This window comes from Clostridium sp. L2-50 (assembly GCF_000154245.1).
Lineage (GTDB): Bacteria > Bacillota > Clostridia > Lachnospirales > Lachnospiraceae > Coprococcus.
Genome location: NZ_DS480328.1, coordinates 95,884 through 111,311, shown reverse-complemented (window position 1 = coordinate 111,311; position 15,428 = coordinate 95,884). Strand labels below are relative to the sequence as shown.

14 protein-coding genes, 1 pseudogene and 1 riboswitch are annotated in these 15,428 nt (G+C 41.6%); of the genes and pseudogenes, 13 read left to right on the top strand and 2 right to left on the bottom strand.

Annotation, left to right across the window (positions count from 1 at the left end; all coding sequences use genetic code 11):
* Positions 1-100: 100 nt before the first annotated feature.
* The 3 genes from CLOL250_RS12625 to CLOL250_RS12615 are packed head-to-tail and all read left to right on the top strand — an operon-like array spanning position 101 to position 2,893.
* Positions 101-1,087 (top strand): hypothetical protein, encoded by a 987-nt coding sequence (locus CLOL250_RS12625; protein WP_008402956.1) that lies wholly within the window; start codon positions 101-103, stop codon positions 1,085-1,087.
* Between the two features lies 1 nt (position 1,088).
* Positions 1,089-1,976 carry a TPM domain-containing protein gene (locus tag CLOL250_RS12620; protein ID WP_008402955.1) on the top strand — a complete coding sequence of 296 codons (888 nt, stop codon included), beginning with the start codon at positions 1,089-1,091 and terminating at the stop codon, positions 1,974-1,976.
* 5 nt (positions 1,977-1,981) lie between these two features.
* Positions 1,982-2,893: a hypothetical protein gene (locus CLOL250_RS12615; protein WP_008402954.1), complete on the top strand. Its 912-nt coding sequence runs from the start codon at positions 1,982-1,984 to the stop codon at positions 2,891-2,893.
* 68 nt (positions 2,894-2,961) lie between these two features.
* On the opposite strand, the gene CLOL250_RS12610 is transcribed toward CLOL250_RS12615, so the two are convergent.
* The gene (locus CLOL250_RS12610) at positions 2,962-3,387 is read right to left on the bottom strand and encodes a hypothetical protein (protein WP_008402953.1); all 426 of its coding nucleotides are present in this window, start codon (positions 3,385-3,387) and stop codon (positions 2,962-2,964) included.
* A gap of 190 nt (positions 3,388-3,577) precedes the next feature.
* Between CLOL250_RS12610 and CLOL250_RS12605 the strand changes: the two genes are divergently transcribed.
* Both CLOL250_RS12605 and CLOL250_RS12600 read left to right on the top strand, forming a co-directional pair.
* Positions 3,578-5,458 (top strand): MutS-related protein, encoded by a 1,881-nt coding sequence (locus CLOL250_RS12605; protein ID WP_008402951.1) that lies wholly within the window; start codon positions 3,578-3,580, stop codon positions 5,456-5,458.
* Between the two features lie 184 nt (positions 5,459-5,642).
* Complete coding sequence (locus CLOL250_RS12600) at positions 5,643-7,715, top strand: hypothetical protein (RefSeq protein WP_008402949.1); 2,073 nt, start codon at positions 5,643-5,645, stop codon at positions 7,713-7,715.
* 214 nt (positions 7,716-7,929) lie between these two features.
* On the opposite strand, the gene CLOL250_RS12595 is transcribed toward CLOL250_RS12600, so the two are convergent.
* Positions 7,930-8,436 (bottom strand): YqeG family HAD IIIA-type phosphatase, encoded by a 507-nt coding sequence (locus CLOL250_RS12595; RefSeq protein WP_008402948.1) that lies wholly within the window; start codon positions 8,434-8,436, stop codon positions 7,930-7,932.
* Positions 8,437-8,559: 123 nt separating this feature from the next.
* Between CLOL250_RS12595 and ribD the strand changes: the two are divergent.
* From ribD to CLOL250_RS12555, 8 genes and pseudogenes are all read left to right on the top strand, one after another.
* Positions 8,560-9,655 (top strand): annotated as a pseudogene (gene ribD, locus CLOL250_RS12590) (bifunctional diaminohydroxyphosphoribosylaminopyrimidine deaminase/5-amino-6-(5-phosphoribosylamino)uracil reductase RibD).
* A gap of 33 nt (positions 9,656-9,688) precedes the next feature.
* A riboswitch (FMN riboswitch) is annotated at positions 9,689-9,820 on the top strand.
* A 357-nt stretch (positions 9,821-10,177) separates the two neighbouring features.
* Positions 10,178-10,834 carry a riboflavin synthase gene (locus CLOL250_RS12585; protein ID WP_044946204.1) on the top strand — a complete coding sequence of 219 codons (657 nt, stop codon included), beginning with the start codon at positions 10,178-10,180 and terminating at the stop codon, positions 10,832-10,834.
* A gap of 29 nt (positions 10,835-10,863) precedes the next feature.
* Entirely contained in the window at positions 10,864-12,060 is a 1,197-nt protein-coding gene (locus CLOL250_RS12580; RefSeq protein WP_008402942.1) for a bifunctional 3,4-dihydroxy-2-butanone-4-phosphate synthase/GTP cyclohydrolase II, read from the top strand.
* 37 nt (positions 12,061-12,097) lie between these two features.
* Positions 12,098-12,559 carry a 6,7-dimethyl-8-ribityllumazine synthase gene (gene ribH / locus CLOL250_RS12575; protein ID WP_008402941.1) on the top strand — a complete coding sequence of 154 codons (462 nt, stop codon included), beginning with the start codon at positions 12,098-12,100 and terminating at the stop codon, positions 12,557-12,559.
* 124 nt (positions 12,560-12,683) lie between these two features.
* The gene (locus tag CLOL250_RS12570) at positions 12,684-13,487 is read left to right on the top strand and encodes an HAD family hydrolase (protein WP_008402940.1); all 804 of its coding nucleotides are present in this window, start codon (positions 12,684-12,686) and stop codon (positions 13,485-13,487) included.
* Complete coding sequence (locus tag CLOL250_RS12565) at positions 13,487-14,299, top strand: DUF1189 domain-containing protein (protein WP_008402939.1); 813 nt, start codon at positions 13,487-13,489, stop codon at positions 14,297-14,299. Before CLOL250_RS12570 ends, CLOL250_RS12565 begins: the two co-directional genes overlap by 1 nt.
* A gap of 25 nt (positions 14,300-14,324) precedes the next feature.
* Entirely contained in the window at positions 14,325-14,855 is a 531-nt protein-coding gene (locus CLOL250_RS12560; RefSeq protein WP_008402938.1) for a CYTH domain-containing protein, read from the top strand.
* Between the two features lie 22 nt (positions 14,856-14,877).
* Positions 14,878-15,423: a DJ-1 family glyoxalase III gene (locus CLOL250_RS12555; protein WP_008402936.1), complete on the top strand. Its 546-nt coding sequence runs from the start codon at positions 14,878-14,880 to the stop codon at positions 15,421-15,423.
* The last annotated feature ends 5 nt before the right edge of the window (positions 15,424-15,428 follow it).

Sequence of the window (15,428 nt, the reverse complement as noted above, 5' to 3'; positions counted from 1 at the left end):
AAGCATATGATATAATGAGTGCAAAATCACTTGCCTGCAAGGATGCAATAATTATCAAAAATTAATGTTAAAAAGGGGTTAACCCGGGAGGAGAGAATACATGATTTATAAGTGCATGAATTGTGGTGGAAATGTTGTGTATGATCCACAAAGCGGACATATGAAATGTATGAGCTGTGGTGGAAGTGACTGCGAACAGAGTATTCCATCCGAGACACCGATGATATGTCCTGCGTGCGGAACACAGATTACATACCGGAACGAGTACGGATCTGCCGGTAAATGTCCGGCTTGTGGGGTGCCGATCATCAGGGATGATTTTATCGTATATCCATATGGACCGGATGTAATTCTGCCATTTAAGGTGTCAAAACGAGATGCAGAAGAAAAGTTAAAACAGGAATTTGGAAAGAAGCTGTTTCTGCCATCTGATTTCCTGTCTACAAAGACACTGGAGCGGCTTCGAGGAGTCTATGTTCCGTTCTGGCTGTATGATTTTGATACAAACGTAGATTATAAAGCCGTTGGTACAAAGGTTCGTACATGGACCTCCGGTGACAGAAAATACACAGAGACATCCTATTTTGATGTCTACCGCAAACTGCATATCAAGTATAACGGTATCCCTGTTGATGCTTCGATCGAGATGCCGGATGGTATTATGGATCAGATGGAGCCATATGGTTATGATCAGCTGACTCAGCATGATAACAAATATCTGTCAGGCTTTGAGGCGGAGATATATAATTATACGCCGGATCAGTTATCGGGAAGAGCAGTAACCAAGGTAAATGATACATCAAAGAAATGGGCAGAGCAGAAAGCTTCCGGTTATACCAGCCTGACATCTGAGAATATGAACGCAAATAATAAACTGCTGGCGAACCGATTTGCATTGATGCCTGTATGGATCTATGAATATCGGTATCAGGGACAGAATTATATGTTCTATGTAAATGGTCAGACAGGTAAGTGTGTGGGTACACCACCGAGAAGCGTCAGCCGTGCGATCGGACTTACAGCAGCATTTGCTGCATCGGTAGCTGCGTGTGCTTCCGGCATAGCTATGATCCTGGAGGTGATTTAATATGAAGAAATATAAGATCACCGTTTTAGTATTATTTGTTATCGGATTTGTTCTGATGATTGGAAGTGCGCTGATCAGCAAACAGAATCTGAAGCATGATAAGAGAAGCAACACAGAATGTCTGACGGATCAGAGAGTATTTGATTATGCAGACAAACTTACATCTTCTGAAGAGAAGAGCTTGGAAGATGTCATTGCAGAATATGAAGATAAGATAGGTGCGGATATCGTAGTTGTAACGATCAACAATGAACAGGCACAGGATATGTTTGATACATATTGGTCTGATACATATTATGCCGAGTTTGAAGCAATTAAAGCAGTTGCAACGGCAATGTGTGATCAGAACCGTTTCGGTTGGGAGAACTGGGAATATGATCCTTCAAGCAATCGGAGCACAAGTGATGGCTATGTTCCGAGTGACAGTATTGTAATTGCAGCTAACTATGAGGCCGGAGATGTATGGATGAGTACATCGGGAACCAGAGTGCGTGCCCGGATCAGTGATTCAAAGGCATCATCATTAACCGAGGCCGGTGGTAAATATCTGCGTTCGGATGCCGAGAAAGGATTTACGGTCATGATCGAGAAAGCTGCTATTTGCATGAAGAGTGCAAATGGCGGAGGAATTCATGTATCACCGTTGTTTATATTTGTAGCGGTTATAGTATGTGCGGTAGTCTTCTTTATCACCAATATGTCAAAGAAGGCGGGCAAGGATACAACTACATTAAATACATATGTAAATGGAAATGTAGAGCTTCTGGATCATCGTGATATCTTCATCCGTAAAGATGTCACAAGCGTAAAAATTGAGTCGTCAAGCAGCGGTGGCAGCAGCGGTGGCGGTGGAGGCGGCAGCCATGGCGGTGGCGGCAGTCATTTCTAAGGCTTATGATGCAGAATAAACGATTAAATCTGTTTTTATTAAAAAATACAGTCATGTCGCTGCTTGGAAGTGCAGTTATAATGGCAGTTCTCACAGGCTTGATGGTACAGTTTCATCTGCTTGGAAATTTTACATTTCATACCATAAAGCAGCTATCAGATATTCCGGGATTGTATAATTCCGAAATATCGAATGTAGAGATGGCTTTTGATAAGCTTCAGTATATGGGGTATGATTACTGTATGGATGGTAAACGTGTCGGGGGATATTACTGTGCATGGATAAATGATAAATTCATGATCGTGTTGATCGATGATACGGAGACTGTTATAAGAGATTATACGGTGCAGGGACAGTTGAAGAAAGATCCGGCTACCTGTAGCTATATTTTATCCCAGTGTGCGGAAAGTGCGGGAATAAGCAAGGAGCAGCTTGAAAAGATAACATATGATTATATGATCAGCGAGATTGATTATCCGAAGACATTTTACGGAATTGTGAAGCTGGCATTTTATCTTGCACTTGCTATGATGGCATTATCGCTTGTTGAGATCGTCTGCTGTATCTTTTGTCCGTGGTATCATCCCCGGATCAGACACTTACAGGGAGTGTTTGACAGGAAGCTGGTTGTGCGTGATATAAACCGCCAGCTGCATGATGCGGTCGTATATGAGAGTCATAATTGTTATGTGACAAAGAAATATCTGATCATCAGTACGTTATTTCGAACAGACATTGTATTGTTAAGGAATATAGAAGTAATTTCAAAACATACAGAGCGTAAGGGCAGGACAGGACATAATATTTATAAGCTGATCATATCAAATGCTGCCGGAATGATATATGAGCATAATTTTAAATCTGAGAGCATCGTGGATGATATAATTCCATTGATACAGAAGAAAAACACCCGTTGATCCGGATGTGCTGTTGTACAGTGTGACAACGATTCGGATCGGACGGGTGTATTTGTTTTTAATTGATATTAAAGATCCAACTTATCCTGTTCTTCGATAACATCGAGATCCTCGGATACATCGGATAATCCCTCGTTTTCATAGAGGATAGGGCTTTCTTCTTCCGGTGCAGCGTCTTCCGATGTGGAAGGTATATCGGAGAGAAGATCGTCTACTTTGGCGGTAACATCTGATACACTTTCAGCTACAGTAGCAGCTTCAGCGTTTGTATCGGTATTATCGACAGCATCATCCAGAGAGAAATAATCGCGGTCTGCGGTTTCTTCTTTTGCAGGCATCTTTTCCTTGATCGTATGCTTAACCTTTTCTACCTTATCATCCATATCTAAAGACTGGTATACGGTAGAATTCTTGATCTTGTCCCTGAATACATAGCAAACACCGCCGATCGCAGCGATCGTAGCAGCGGCTTTGAATAATTTACCTTTTCCCATAATGCATAATCTCCTTCTATATATGATGTAAAAGTCGTTATAAATAACGTTTCCATAATTTTAATATGTATACACTTAAAAAGCAAGAAAACATTGATAAACAAAAGGGATGACAGGCAGATTTTACGAACTTTTAACATTTGCCTGATAGGATGAAGTATGCTATAGTTTTCAAAGATATACAACGTATATGAAAGATAAATGTGATGATCGGATTAAAGCTGATCAAAAGAAATTAAGAAGACAGGATCAAGGAGAGATAGAAATGACAGAGAGCAAAGGGGGACGCGGTATGGAACGTTTTAATACAGAATTGGAAGAATTAAAAAAGAAACAGAAAGAATTGGAAAGCCGTTATTCCGGCATCGGTACGATTCGTTTTCTGATGTTTTTGGTGATGGCAGGCGGATTGATCGTTGGTTTATATGATTCCAATATACCATTTCTTATAGCAGGAATTCTTGCGGTGGTGGCCTTTGTATTCTTAGTATTTAAGCATGGCAAATTAAATGAACAGCTGGAATATAACAAGGCAAAGGTAATAGTATATGAACGTTATCTGAAACGTTACGATGACAGCTGGAAAGAATTTGAAGAAGACGGATCAGAGTATCTGACCGATGAAGATCTGGTCGCAAAGGATCTGGATATTATGGGTAAAAATTCGCTCTATCAGTTTATCTGCGTAGCAGGAACGGAGGATGGCAGACAGCTGCTTGCGGAGACGCTCAGACAGCCGGAATTTGCATCAGAAGACAGAAAGAAACGACAGGATGCTGTAAGAGAACTGACAGAGAAGCATGATTTTTCAATGGGATTTGAAACCTTATGTGTGAAGTCCGGAATGGGTAAGAAAAAAAAATATTCATCTGATGAATTTGTTGCTTATTGTACCAGCGATGAACATATATCAGGAATATTTAATATACTTCGTTTCCTGCTTCCTCTTGTGACGATCGTTTTACTGATCCTTGGCATCATGGGAAAAGTAAATCTCGGATATTCCCTGATCTCATTTTTTGTTGTTTTGTTATTTGCATGGATCACTTCGGGAGTGGCAGGGCAGGCTGTTATGCCGATGATCTCATTCGGTTATGTGATCGATGATTATATTAAAATGTTTGAACAGATATCGGATGAGAATTTTGATTCAGAGCTGTTAAAGGATATAAAGAATACGATCTCAGAGGATACAGGTGCTTTAAACGCTGTAAAGAAGCTGGAGCGGATCAGTTCGGCATTTAATATCCGCTATAATCCGATCATCCATCAGGTTCTCTGCGGTCTGCTTTTATGGGATTTTCATCTGGGCTTTATGATGGATAAGTGGAGAGATCGGTATGGAAGTCAGGTGAAAGACTGGATCCATGCAATCTCAAGAATGGAAGAACTGTTATCATTTGCGGCACTCGCACGGACCAGAGATGTATCATATCCTGAGGTGACAAGACGCGATAAAGTAGAGGTAACGGCAGAGAATATGCGTCATCCGCTGATCGATCCGTCAAAGGTAGTTCCCAATGGTGCAGCATTTAAGGGCGGAACGACTATCATCACAGGATCGAATATGTCAGGTAAGACGACATTCCTGCGTACTCTTGGAATCAATCTGATCCTTGCATATGCAGGCGCACCTGTATGTGCGGAGAATATGCACGCGGATTACATGAAGATTTTTACATCGATGAGAGTAACAGATGATGTCAGTAATGGTATATCCACGTTCTATGCAGAGATCCTTCGGATCAAATCCATGGTAGAGTATAAGAAAAATGATATGCCGATGTTATGCCTGATCGATGAGATATTCAAAGGAACCAATTCGGCAGATCGTATCGTGGGAGCGTCTCAGGTTATTAAAAAGTTATCGGATGATAATTCTATGACAATCGTGTCTACCCATGATTTTGAATTATGTGACCTGAAAAATGAAGCCGGTGTGCCGGCGGTAAATTATCATTTTGAAGAATACTACGAAGGTGATCAGCTGCGATTTGATTATAAGAAGAAGGATGGCAGATGTACGACGACAAATGCAATGGCGATCCTTCATATGGCAGGACTTGATTAGTAAATACTGACAAAAACGTTTTTTGATTCATGTGATTTGAATTTTCAGCAATTATGCACAATGCTGATTTGTAGAAATTACCAAAAATTCATTGAACAGTAAAATGTTTTGTGATATAGTTATAAATATGAAAGTGATTTTATCGAAAGCATACAAAGAATAGACAAAAAAGGAGGAATAGAATATGCTACCAGCTAACATTGCATCGGACAATGATAATAATGTTCTATCCATAGCAGCATCCAATAATAAAGGATTATTGATCAGATTTTTGAATGAACAGGTTGAGGACGGATTTTATGCACTTGTTATCGATTATCTGAAAGACAGTAATTTTGATTTATCATCCATGATGGTTGATGACGAGGTAAAGGCTCAGTGTACAAAGTTATACGAGCTGGCTGAGTTTGTTGATTTTAACATTAAAGCGACCGGTCGTTATGAGATCGAAGAATGGATAGAGCCATTGTTCAAATTCATATATGGTGATATTGATCCGGCTGATATTGATGCACCTATCAGTGCAACCGGCATTTACAGATACAGTATCTGGTTGATCTACTTATATCAGACAGAGAAGTTCTCGGAGGCTATGCGCCTGATCGGGGAGCGTATCGCCCCATTACTTATCAATGTAAGCTATCAGATCTTAGAGGACGATGACAGACCTAAGAATTTTGATAAGGCGGTTATGGGATATCTGGATCTGATCAATGTTGTTATGGAGATGGGACTTCCGCTTTCAACAGCAAAGTCAGATGCATATATCAATAATTTGGAAGTACTTTTTGATTATGTAGTAGAAGACCCACATGTTGGAAATGATTACAAGATCCAGTTCAGCATTGGCTTATTTAATGCATATATCAATGATAAGAATTATGCAAAAGCATTTGAGTTCTATGGCTTGAATGCAGAATATATCCCTATTGATAATCTTGCGGTATACGAGAACTTCAAGGAACTGATCCGTAATTGTAACAGTGCACAGAGTACAAGCGTGTTGTCCAGAAGCGTTGTATCAGCTATCTCCAAGCAGGAGATCTACAATAAGAGAATTGACACCCTTCTTACAGAAGTCGCAGGCTTTATCAAGAAGGTATACAAGTATATCGAAGACGAACCTGAGATGAAGAAGAATCTTCAGACTCTCGGAACCGGTTCTCAGTTAAATGGTAAGACCAATATCTTTGAAGGATTATATGAATATAACCTCGTTTTCTATGAATGCGGTATCAAGGCTATTGTAAATCAGGATATGTCATCTCGTTCATGGGAAGAGAAGTATGAGATGCTTGAACTTCTCTATACAACATTAAACGTAGTATTTGATGGTTACAATGTATATGAGATTTCAAATAAGATAGAGCATCAGTACATTGAATTAACATGGATCAACAATTATGTGAATGCAAATCCTAACCTTCTGAAGCAGTTCTTCAGTGTAAAGGAAAAGATTAAAGCATTCAAGGTTCGTAAGAATTCAATCCTTGAAAAGAGCAAGACTAATTATGAGATCAAGAAGATGATCGATGACAGACAGAAGCATCTGTTATTCATGGCTGCCGAGGACATGGTTGTAAACGGACTTGGTGGTGGTAAGATACAGATCATCAGTTCGGGCTATGATTTGAATACTGCAAAGAGATATTTACAGGAAACTTATAATAAGATTGTTTTACCTGCAAAATATGGTCAGGAGACTCAGACTTCCGGTGGCGGATTCTTTGGAAAGAACAAAGGCTCAGCTGCAGATGCTGACCTTGCAAGATTATTACGTGATGCTTCCGTGGAAGAGATGTTATGCAAGTCCGAATGGTTATGGAATCAGCATAATGATAAGGGACTTGAGAAGCCGACTGCAGAAGAAGCTACTTATGCCGTTGCATGTCTTGTAAAAGTAATTCACAGAATGCTTGACAAGAAGGGAACTTCGAAGGCTGCAAGCTCTCCGAATAAGAAGGTAATCATTACCAAGACAGGTAAGGTTATCGAGTTATCTGATGAATCAGGTCAGTCACCTGTAAAGCAGCAGGAGTCCGGTGTGATTGAAGCAATCGATAACATCGTAGTTCTTCTGAAAGACAAGTCAGAAGAAAACGTAAAATATGTAAAGGCGTATATCGAAGATCTGTTAAATGCACTGATGAAGACAAAGTGGGACAAAGATACCATGCTGTCACAGTTTGATGCAGAAGAGCTTCGTGCAAAATCCTTCCAGGTAATCAAACGTCTGAACATGGATATGTTAGTATAATATTTATTATGCTACAAATTAATTGTGTAAATAAAAATGAGAGCTGATACTATTATTATGGAACAAGCCTACCTGAGCGTCGGTACTTAGGTTGCGTATTTTGCAACCTTATGTACCGTTACGTCGAAGGTAGAGCGAAAGCGACTTGTGTAATAATAAGTAGTATCAGCTCTCATTTTATATAGATACATATTTAGAAGGAAGCCTGCCTGATTTACCGTACAATCTGATGCTTTTTCAGGTAGGAATGTAAGATCCACTTTTCAGGAATCCGCTTCAGGATAATCTGGATCTCCTCTTTTTTATCGATTGGCTGCACTAACAGTGAAGTGATACCGGTGTTATTTGCGCCCCAGAGATCTGTAAACAACTGGTCTCCGACAAAGAGAGTATTTGTAGTATCGGTGCCGAGAAGCTGCATGGCTTTCTGGTAGCCGGAGCGTTTTGGCTTCCCGGCTTTATAGATGTACTTTACATCCAAAGGCTTGTTGAATTCCGCAACTCTTGGCTCTTTGTTGTTGGATACCAGACAGATACCAAATCCAATCTCTTTTAACCGGTGGATAAGTCTGATTGCTTCCTTTGTTGCCGGAGCATTATGGGGAACAAGGGTATTGTCAATGTCAAATAAGATGCCACGATAGCCTTTTTTATAATATTCGGCAAAGTCAATGACATAGGTTGATGTATAATATTCTGATGGATAAAATTTCTGAAACATGTTAAACTCCAATAGTATAAGATAGTGAAATTATAAATAGTGTAAAACAGATTTGTCAAGAAGTATACAGGAAGTAAATAAGAAGCAGATAATGATCAGATAAGGAATACGAGGTTAGACAGTATGCAGGAAACATATATGAGGAGAGCCATCGAATTGGCAAAAAAAAGGAATCGGAGCGGTAAATCCAAATCCGCTGGTCGGAGCAGTGATCGTAAAGGATGGGCGGATTATTGGAGAGGGATATCACAGAAGATACGGAGAGCTTCATGCGGAGAGGGATGCATTTGCACATCTGACAGAGGACGCAGCGGGAGCGGAAATGTATGTGACGCTGGAGCCATGCTGCCACTATGGCAAACAGCCTCCGTGCGTGAATGCGATCATCGAGCATAAGATCAGCAGAGTCTATGTCGGATCGGATGACCCAAATGCGCTTGTATCTGGAAAGGGATATCAGATACTACGGGATGCAGGGATTGAAGTTATCACACATGTATTAAAAGAAGAATGTGACAGCCTTAATCCGGTATTTTTCCATTATATTGTAAATAAGACACCATATGTCGTAATGAAATATGCAATGACTATGGATGGTAAGATCGCAACCTACAGTGGAAAGAGTAAATGGATCACCGGCGAAGAAGCAAGAGCCCATGTGATGGAGCAGAGAAATGCACTTACAGGTATCATGGTTGGAAGCGAGACCGTGATAAAAGATGATCCGGCACTTACCTGTAGGAGAGCAGGAGGCAGAAATCCGGTCCGTATTATTTGCGACAGCAGACTTCGGATTCCTATGGATTCACAGATCGTAAGAACAGCGTCTGAAGTACCGACGATTCTTGCAACCATACAGTCAGAGGATCAGACAGATAAGAAGCAGAAGCTGATCGGGGCAGGCGTTGAGATCATCGAGACGGAGAATGTGGATGGACATGTGGATCTGCAGGAACTGATGAGACAGCTCGGCGCAAGAAACATAGACGGAATTCTGCTTGAAGGTGGCGGAACCTTAAATGAAAGTGCATTAAAAGCAGGTATCGTAAAAGAGGTCGATGTCTATATAGCACCGAAGATCTTTGGAGGAAGTGCAGGTTATACACCGGTCGGTGGTATGGGAGTAGAATCACCGGAAGAAGCCTATCCGTTTGAGCTTGGTTCCGTTCAGAGGTTTGGAGCAGACATCATGCTTCAGTATTTTCAGATAACAGCTTGACAAACATAATAAACTGTGCCAATATAACCATGTTGAAGTCTTCAGGGCGGGGTTAGTTTCCCCACCGGCGGTATACATAGTAATCTATGTGAGCCCGCGAGCCGTAAGGCATGATTTGGTGAGAATCCAAAGCCGACAGTAAAGTCTGGATGAAAGAAGAATGCAGATAACAGGTATCAGCATGCGTAGAATCTGCACCAACATTTCATAACAAACAACCCGCCGGAGACATAGTCTCCGGCTTTTTTATGTTAAGTTATATGGAAACTTAATATGTTAAAAGAAGAAATTCAGCAAGTAAGTTGTTAATTAATCAGGTTGATGTTTTTTTAAACAATCAGTTCGTTACTCCATTGATCTTGTGCAGTAAACCTTTTTTCATGTCGGTTCTTAACGAACTGCAAAGGGCAGTGAGTTTAGTACCGTTACATGAAAATAGAGCGCAAGCGTTTTGCGGAACAAGAGTCAATGGGGTGACGAAATGACTGTTTGCAAAAAAACGTCCCCGAAAAGGAGGCAGTCATGTTCACAGGCATTGTGGAAGAGACAGGCACGATAAAGAAGATAGAAAAAGGCACATCCTCCGGTCGCCTGACCATAGAGGCTGACAAGGTTCTGCAAGGAAGTAAGATCGGTGACAGCATAGCTGTCAATGGGGTATGCCTGACGATCACAGGAATGTCGGGGCATTTGTTTACGGCAGATGTGATGGCAGAGACGATAAGAAGAAGCAATCTGGGTACCTTAAGCTCCGGCAGCAAGGTGAATCTGGAGCGTGCGATGGCGGCAGATGGAAGATTTGGCGGACATATCGTATCCGGGCATATCGACGGAACCGGGGTGATCACAGATTACACCGGAGAAGAAAATGCGATCTGGGTGACAGTAACATGTGATAAAAAGCTGTTAAAGTATATCATCGAGAAGGGATCGATCACGATCGATGGAATTAGCCTGACGGTTGCTTATGTCGATGACCGCTGCTTTAAGGTTTCGATCATTCCGCATACGGCAGAGGAGACAACGCTGATCCGCAGGCAGACCGGAGCAGTGGTCAATCTGGAAAATGATGTGATCGGCAAATATGTAGATAAGCTGCTTCATTTTAAAGACAAAGAAGAACCGGATACAGGAAAAAAAGTAGATATGAATTTCCTGGCAGAGAATGGATTCTTATAAAATAAATATTCCTATGGAGGTAAAGACAGATGGAATTAAACAGCATAGAAGAAGTATTAGCAGATCTGGCAGCCGGTAAGGTTGTCGTTATGCTCGATAATGAAGACAGAGAGAACGAAGGAGATGTCATTTGCGCATCTGAATTCGCGACCACGGAGAATGTGAACTTTATGGCAAAATATGCCAGAGGCCTGATCTGTATGCCGATGGATGATTCTTATGTGGAGAAGTTAAATCTTCCGCAGATGTGCATCACAAATACAGATAATCATTGTACTGCATTTACAGTGTCGGTTGACCATGTAAGCACTACAACCGGAATCTCAGCGTATGAGCGTGGCATTACAGCCAGAAAGTTCGTAGAAGAAGATGCAAAGCCGGAGGATTTCCGCAGACCGGGTCATATGTTCCCATTACGTGCAGTTCCGGGCGGCGTGATCGAGAGAGGCGGACATACAGAGGCAACGGTCGATCTGTGCAGACTTGCAGGCTTGAAGCCATGTGGTCTGTGCTGTGAGATCATGAAGGATGACGGTACAATGGCAAGAAAGGACGATCTGCTTGCATTTGCTGAGGAGCACAACCTGAAAATCTCCACAATCGAAAAGCTGGTTCAGTACCGTAAGGAGCATGAAGTATTTGTAGAATGTGTAGCAAAGGCAAAGATGCCGACCAGATATGGTGAGTTCACGATCTATGGATATATCAATAAATTAAATGGTGAGCATCATGTAGCACTGGTAAAGGGCGATATCACCGATGGAGAGCCGGTATTATGCAGAGTTCATTCTGAATGTCTGACCGGAGATGCACTTGGTTCAGCCCGTTGTGACTGTGGCCAGCAGTATGATGCAGCGATGAAGATGATCGCAAAGGAAGGCAGAGGCGTGCTTCTGTACATGAGACAGGAAGGACGTGGAATCGGTCTGATCAATAAGATCAAAGCATATCAGTTACAGGATCAGGGCTTAGATACCGTAGAGGCAAATCTGAAGCTTGGCTTCCCTGAGGATGCAAGAGATTATACGATCGGAACACAGATCTTGGTTGACCTTGGTGTCAGAAAGATGAGACTGCTTACGAACAATCCATTAAAGGTATATGGTTTGTCAGGATACAATCTTGAGATCGTGGAACGAGTACCGATCCAGATGCAGCCGGGCAAGTTCGATGCGTTTTATCTGAAGACAAAGAAAGAAAAGATGGGACATATACTTGATCTGTAAGACGATATAATGAACGTAATAACAGGAGGATAATAAAATGAAGAAGATTGAAGGAATGATCGTAGCAAATGGTGCCAAGATCGGTATTGTAGCAGCAAGATTTAATGAATTTATCGTATCAAAACTGGTAAGCGGTGCAGAGGATGCATTATTACGTCACAGCGTAAATCCGGATGACATATCTGTTGCATGGGTTCCGGGAGCATTTGAGATTCCGGTTGTAGCTAAGAAGATGGCTATGTCAGGAAAATATGATGCAGTGATCTGCCTTGGCGCAGTTATCCGCGGAGCAACCAGCCATTATGATTATGTATGCAATGAAGTGTCCAAGGGAATTGCATCTGTTTCGCTTGAATCCGGTATCCCTGTTATGTTCGGTGTAGTAACAACGGAGAACATTGAGCAGGCAATTGAGCGTGCCGGAACAAAGGCAGGTAACAAGGGTTATGATTGTGCAATGGGCGCACTTGAGATGATCGACCTTATGAAGCAGTTATAAAAATTGCATAGCATAAAATAATGTTCAGGGTTTTATGATGCAAAAAAGGTCATAGAACCCTGAATGCATTCATACTGCGTGGAGCGCTTTTGTTCTTATGCGGTAATAACCGGAGGAAATAGACATGAATAAGACAAGAAAGATTCTTTTTTTTGATATCGACGGAACTCTGATCACGGATGATGGAAAACGATATTTTCCGGACAGTGCAAAAGAGGCAATACAAAAGGCAAGAGAGAACGGACATCTGGCATTTATCAATACGGGAAGAGTATTTTGTAATGTAACGGAAGAAATCAGAAGCGCAGGCTTTGATGGTTTTGTCTGTGGCTGCGGAACTCATATTGTGTATAATGGTGAGACATTGTTTCATCACGTTACGCCATATGATGTCTGCGCAGGTGTGATTCGGAAATGTCGTGAATATAAAATGGATGCCGTATATGAACATGCGGACAAAGTGTTTACAAGCGCTGTTTTTTCCGATAATGAGCATTTAAAAGAACTGACCAGTTATTTTAAGGCAACCAGCACCTATATGGAATATGACGATCCTGCAAACGATCATATCTTTGATAAATTTTGTGCATGGTATGATGCTGACACTCCGTATCTGGAAGTGTTTAAGACATATCTGGAAAAAGATTATATGTATATCCAGAGAGAGGGAAATTTTTGTGAGGTCGTACCAAAGGGATATACGAAGGCAACCGGTATCCGGTATCTGCTTGATTATTTTGACCTGCCATTGGAAAATGCATATGCATTTGGAGACGGAAGTAATGATGAACCGATGTTGGCATATGTGCCAAATAGTATTATAATGAAAAAAGGTCCGGAGTATCTGAAGAAGAAAGTCCGTTTCGTAACGGATGATGTCAGAGAAGACGGAATCTATAAAGCTATGAAAAAAATGGAGATTATCTAATGGACGAAGAATATTCAAAAGTAACGATGGTCGATCAGTTAGCTATCGCGGTATCCAGCCCGAAAAATTATAAGCATCTGACGAAGTTAAAAGCGAGCAAGACGGTAGGATTTATGATATTGATCGCTTTTATCCTGACCTTTATCGAGTTTGGAATCGGTGTCATTACCTTTATCATGCATGTGGGAGGGTTAAATAACCTGATTACGAATAAGGTTCCGCAGTTTGTGATCGAGGATGGTAAGCTTACGGCAGAGTCGGAGATGTCACTCGATATCGGAAATGCAACAATCTATATGAATACGGATTATGACAGGATCACACTCGATGATATCAAGACAAATGGCGTGTATATCGCATTTGGCAAAGAGAACGTAGTCATGGGAATGATAAACGGCGGACAGACGTATGAATACTCGACGATGGATCTCGACAAATTATTCTATGATGGATTTAACAATGAACAGCTTGCATCCGCAGTACCGGCGTTCTATGTTGCGATTATCATTATGTATATTGCTATGATGTTCGGAAGTGTGATCAGGATGATCTTCCTTGCACTTGTATTTTCGATCGTTGCACGGACGCTTGCGAAAGGACTTCACACAGGTTTATCTTATGGGAATGTATTCCGTGTATGTCTTTACGGACTGACCTTGCCGATGCTGCTGACATCGGTAAATACCTGTCTGGATTTTCTGATACCGTCATCTATTATGTTTGTGATCACCTTGATCCTGGCATTTTCTATGATAAACAGGGGAATCGCAAGCCATGTGGGAACAACGGCACCACCGGAGGACTGGTTATAAAGTGCTGATATAAAAGGAGGCTTTTATGGAGATTGAAAGAAAATATCTGATAAAAGAGATACCGTTTTCACTGGAAGCGTATCCATATAAGGAACTGGAGCAGGGGTATATCTCGACCAGCCCGGTGATCCGTATCCGAAAGGCAGATGAACAATATATTCTTACAGTAAAGTCGAGCGGATTACTGGAACGACAGGAATTCGAGCTTCCGATGAATGAAGCAGATTATAAACGACTGCTTGGCAAGGTTGATGGGAATCTGGTGACGAAACGCAGATATATCATCCCGCTAACGGATACAGAGGGTACAACAGGTGATAAGCAAAAGGATGCAGGACTTAAGATCGAACTGGATGTCTTTGAGGGGCTGTATCAGGGACTGATCTATGCAGAAGTCGAATTTGAGACGAAGGAAGATGCAGATAATTTCGTAGCACCGGCATGGTTTACCAGAGATGTATCGATGGATGGAGCGTATCATAACAGTGCATTAAGCAGTATGAATGAGGAACAGCGACTTGCATTTATGACAGGTGTGTCGAAACTCGGCGAATAGTATAGATAGAAATGGAGGAAGAATGATGAAAGTCAGAATGTTATTTGAAACAGGATATGAAGAAGTAGAAGCATTAACCGTTGTAGATCTGTTAAGACGTGCAAAGGTTGACTGCCTTATGGTGGCGGCAGACGATCAGGATACGGTTACAGGTTCACATGGGATCACAGTAAAGATGGATGAGAAGATCAGTGCACTTACCGATGATGCAGATATGATCGTACTTCCGGGTGGTATGCCCGGTGTGACAAATCTGATCGCAAATGAGAAGGTAAAGAATCTCGTATGCGGACAGTATGAAGCAGGAAGATATGTTGCAGCGATCTGTGCGGCACCGACTGCCTTTGGAGTCTTTGGCATCTTAAAGGATAAGGAGGCTACCTGCTATCCGGGAATGGAAGCGGGACTTCATTGTGCGAAAGTATCATATGAAAATGTAGTAACAGACGGTAAGGTGATCACAAGCCGCGGTATGGGAACAGCTATTGATTTTGGTTTGAAACTGGTTGAGATCCTGACAGATCGGGAGACAGCAGAGAAGCTGGCAGCAGCCATTGTTTACAAATAAGAATT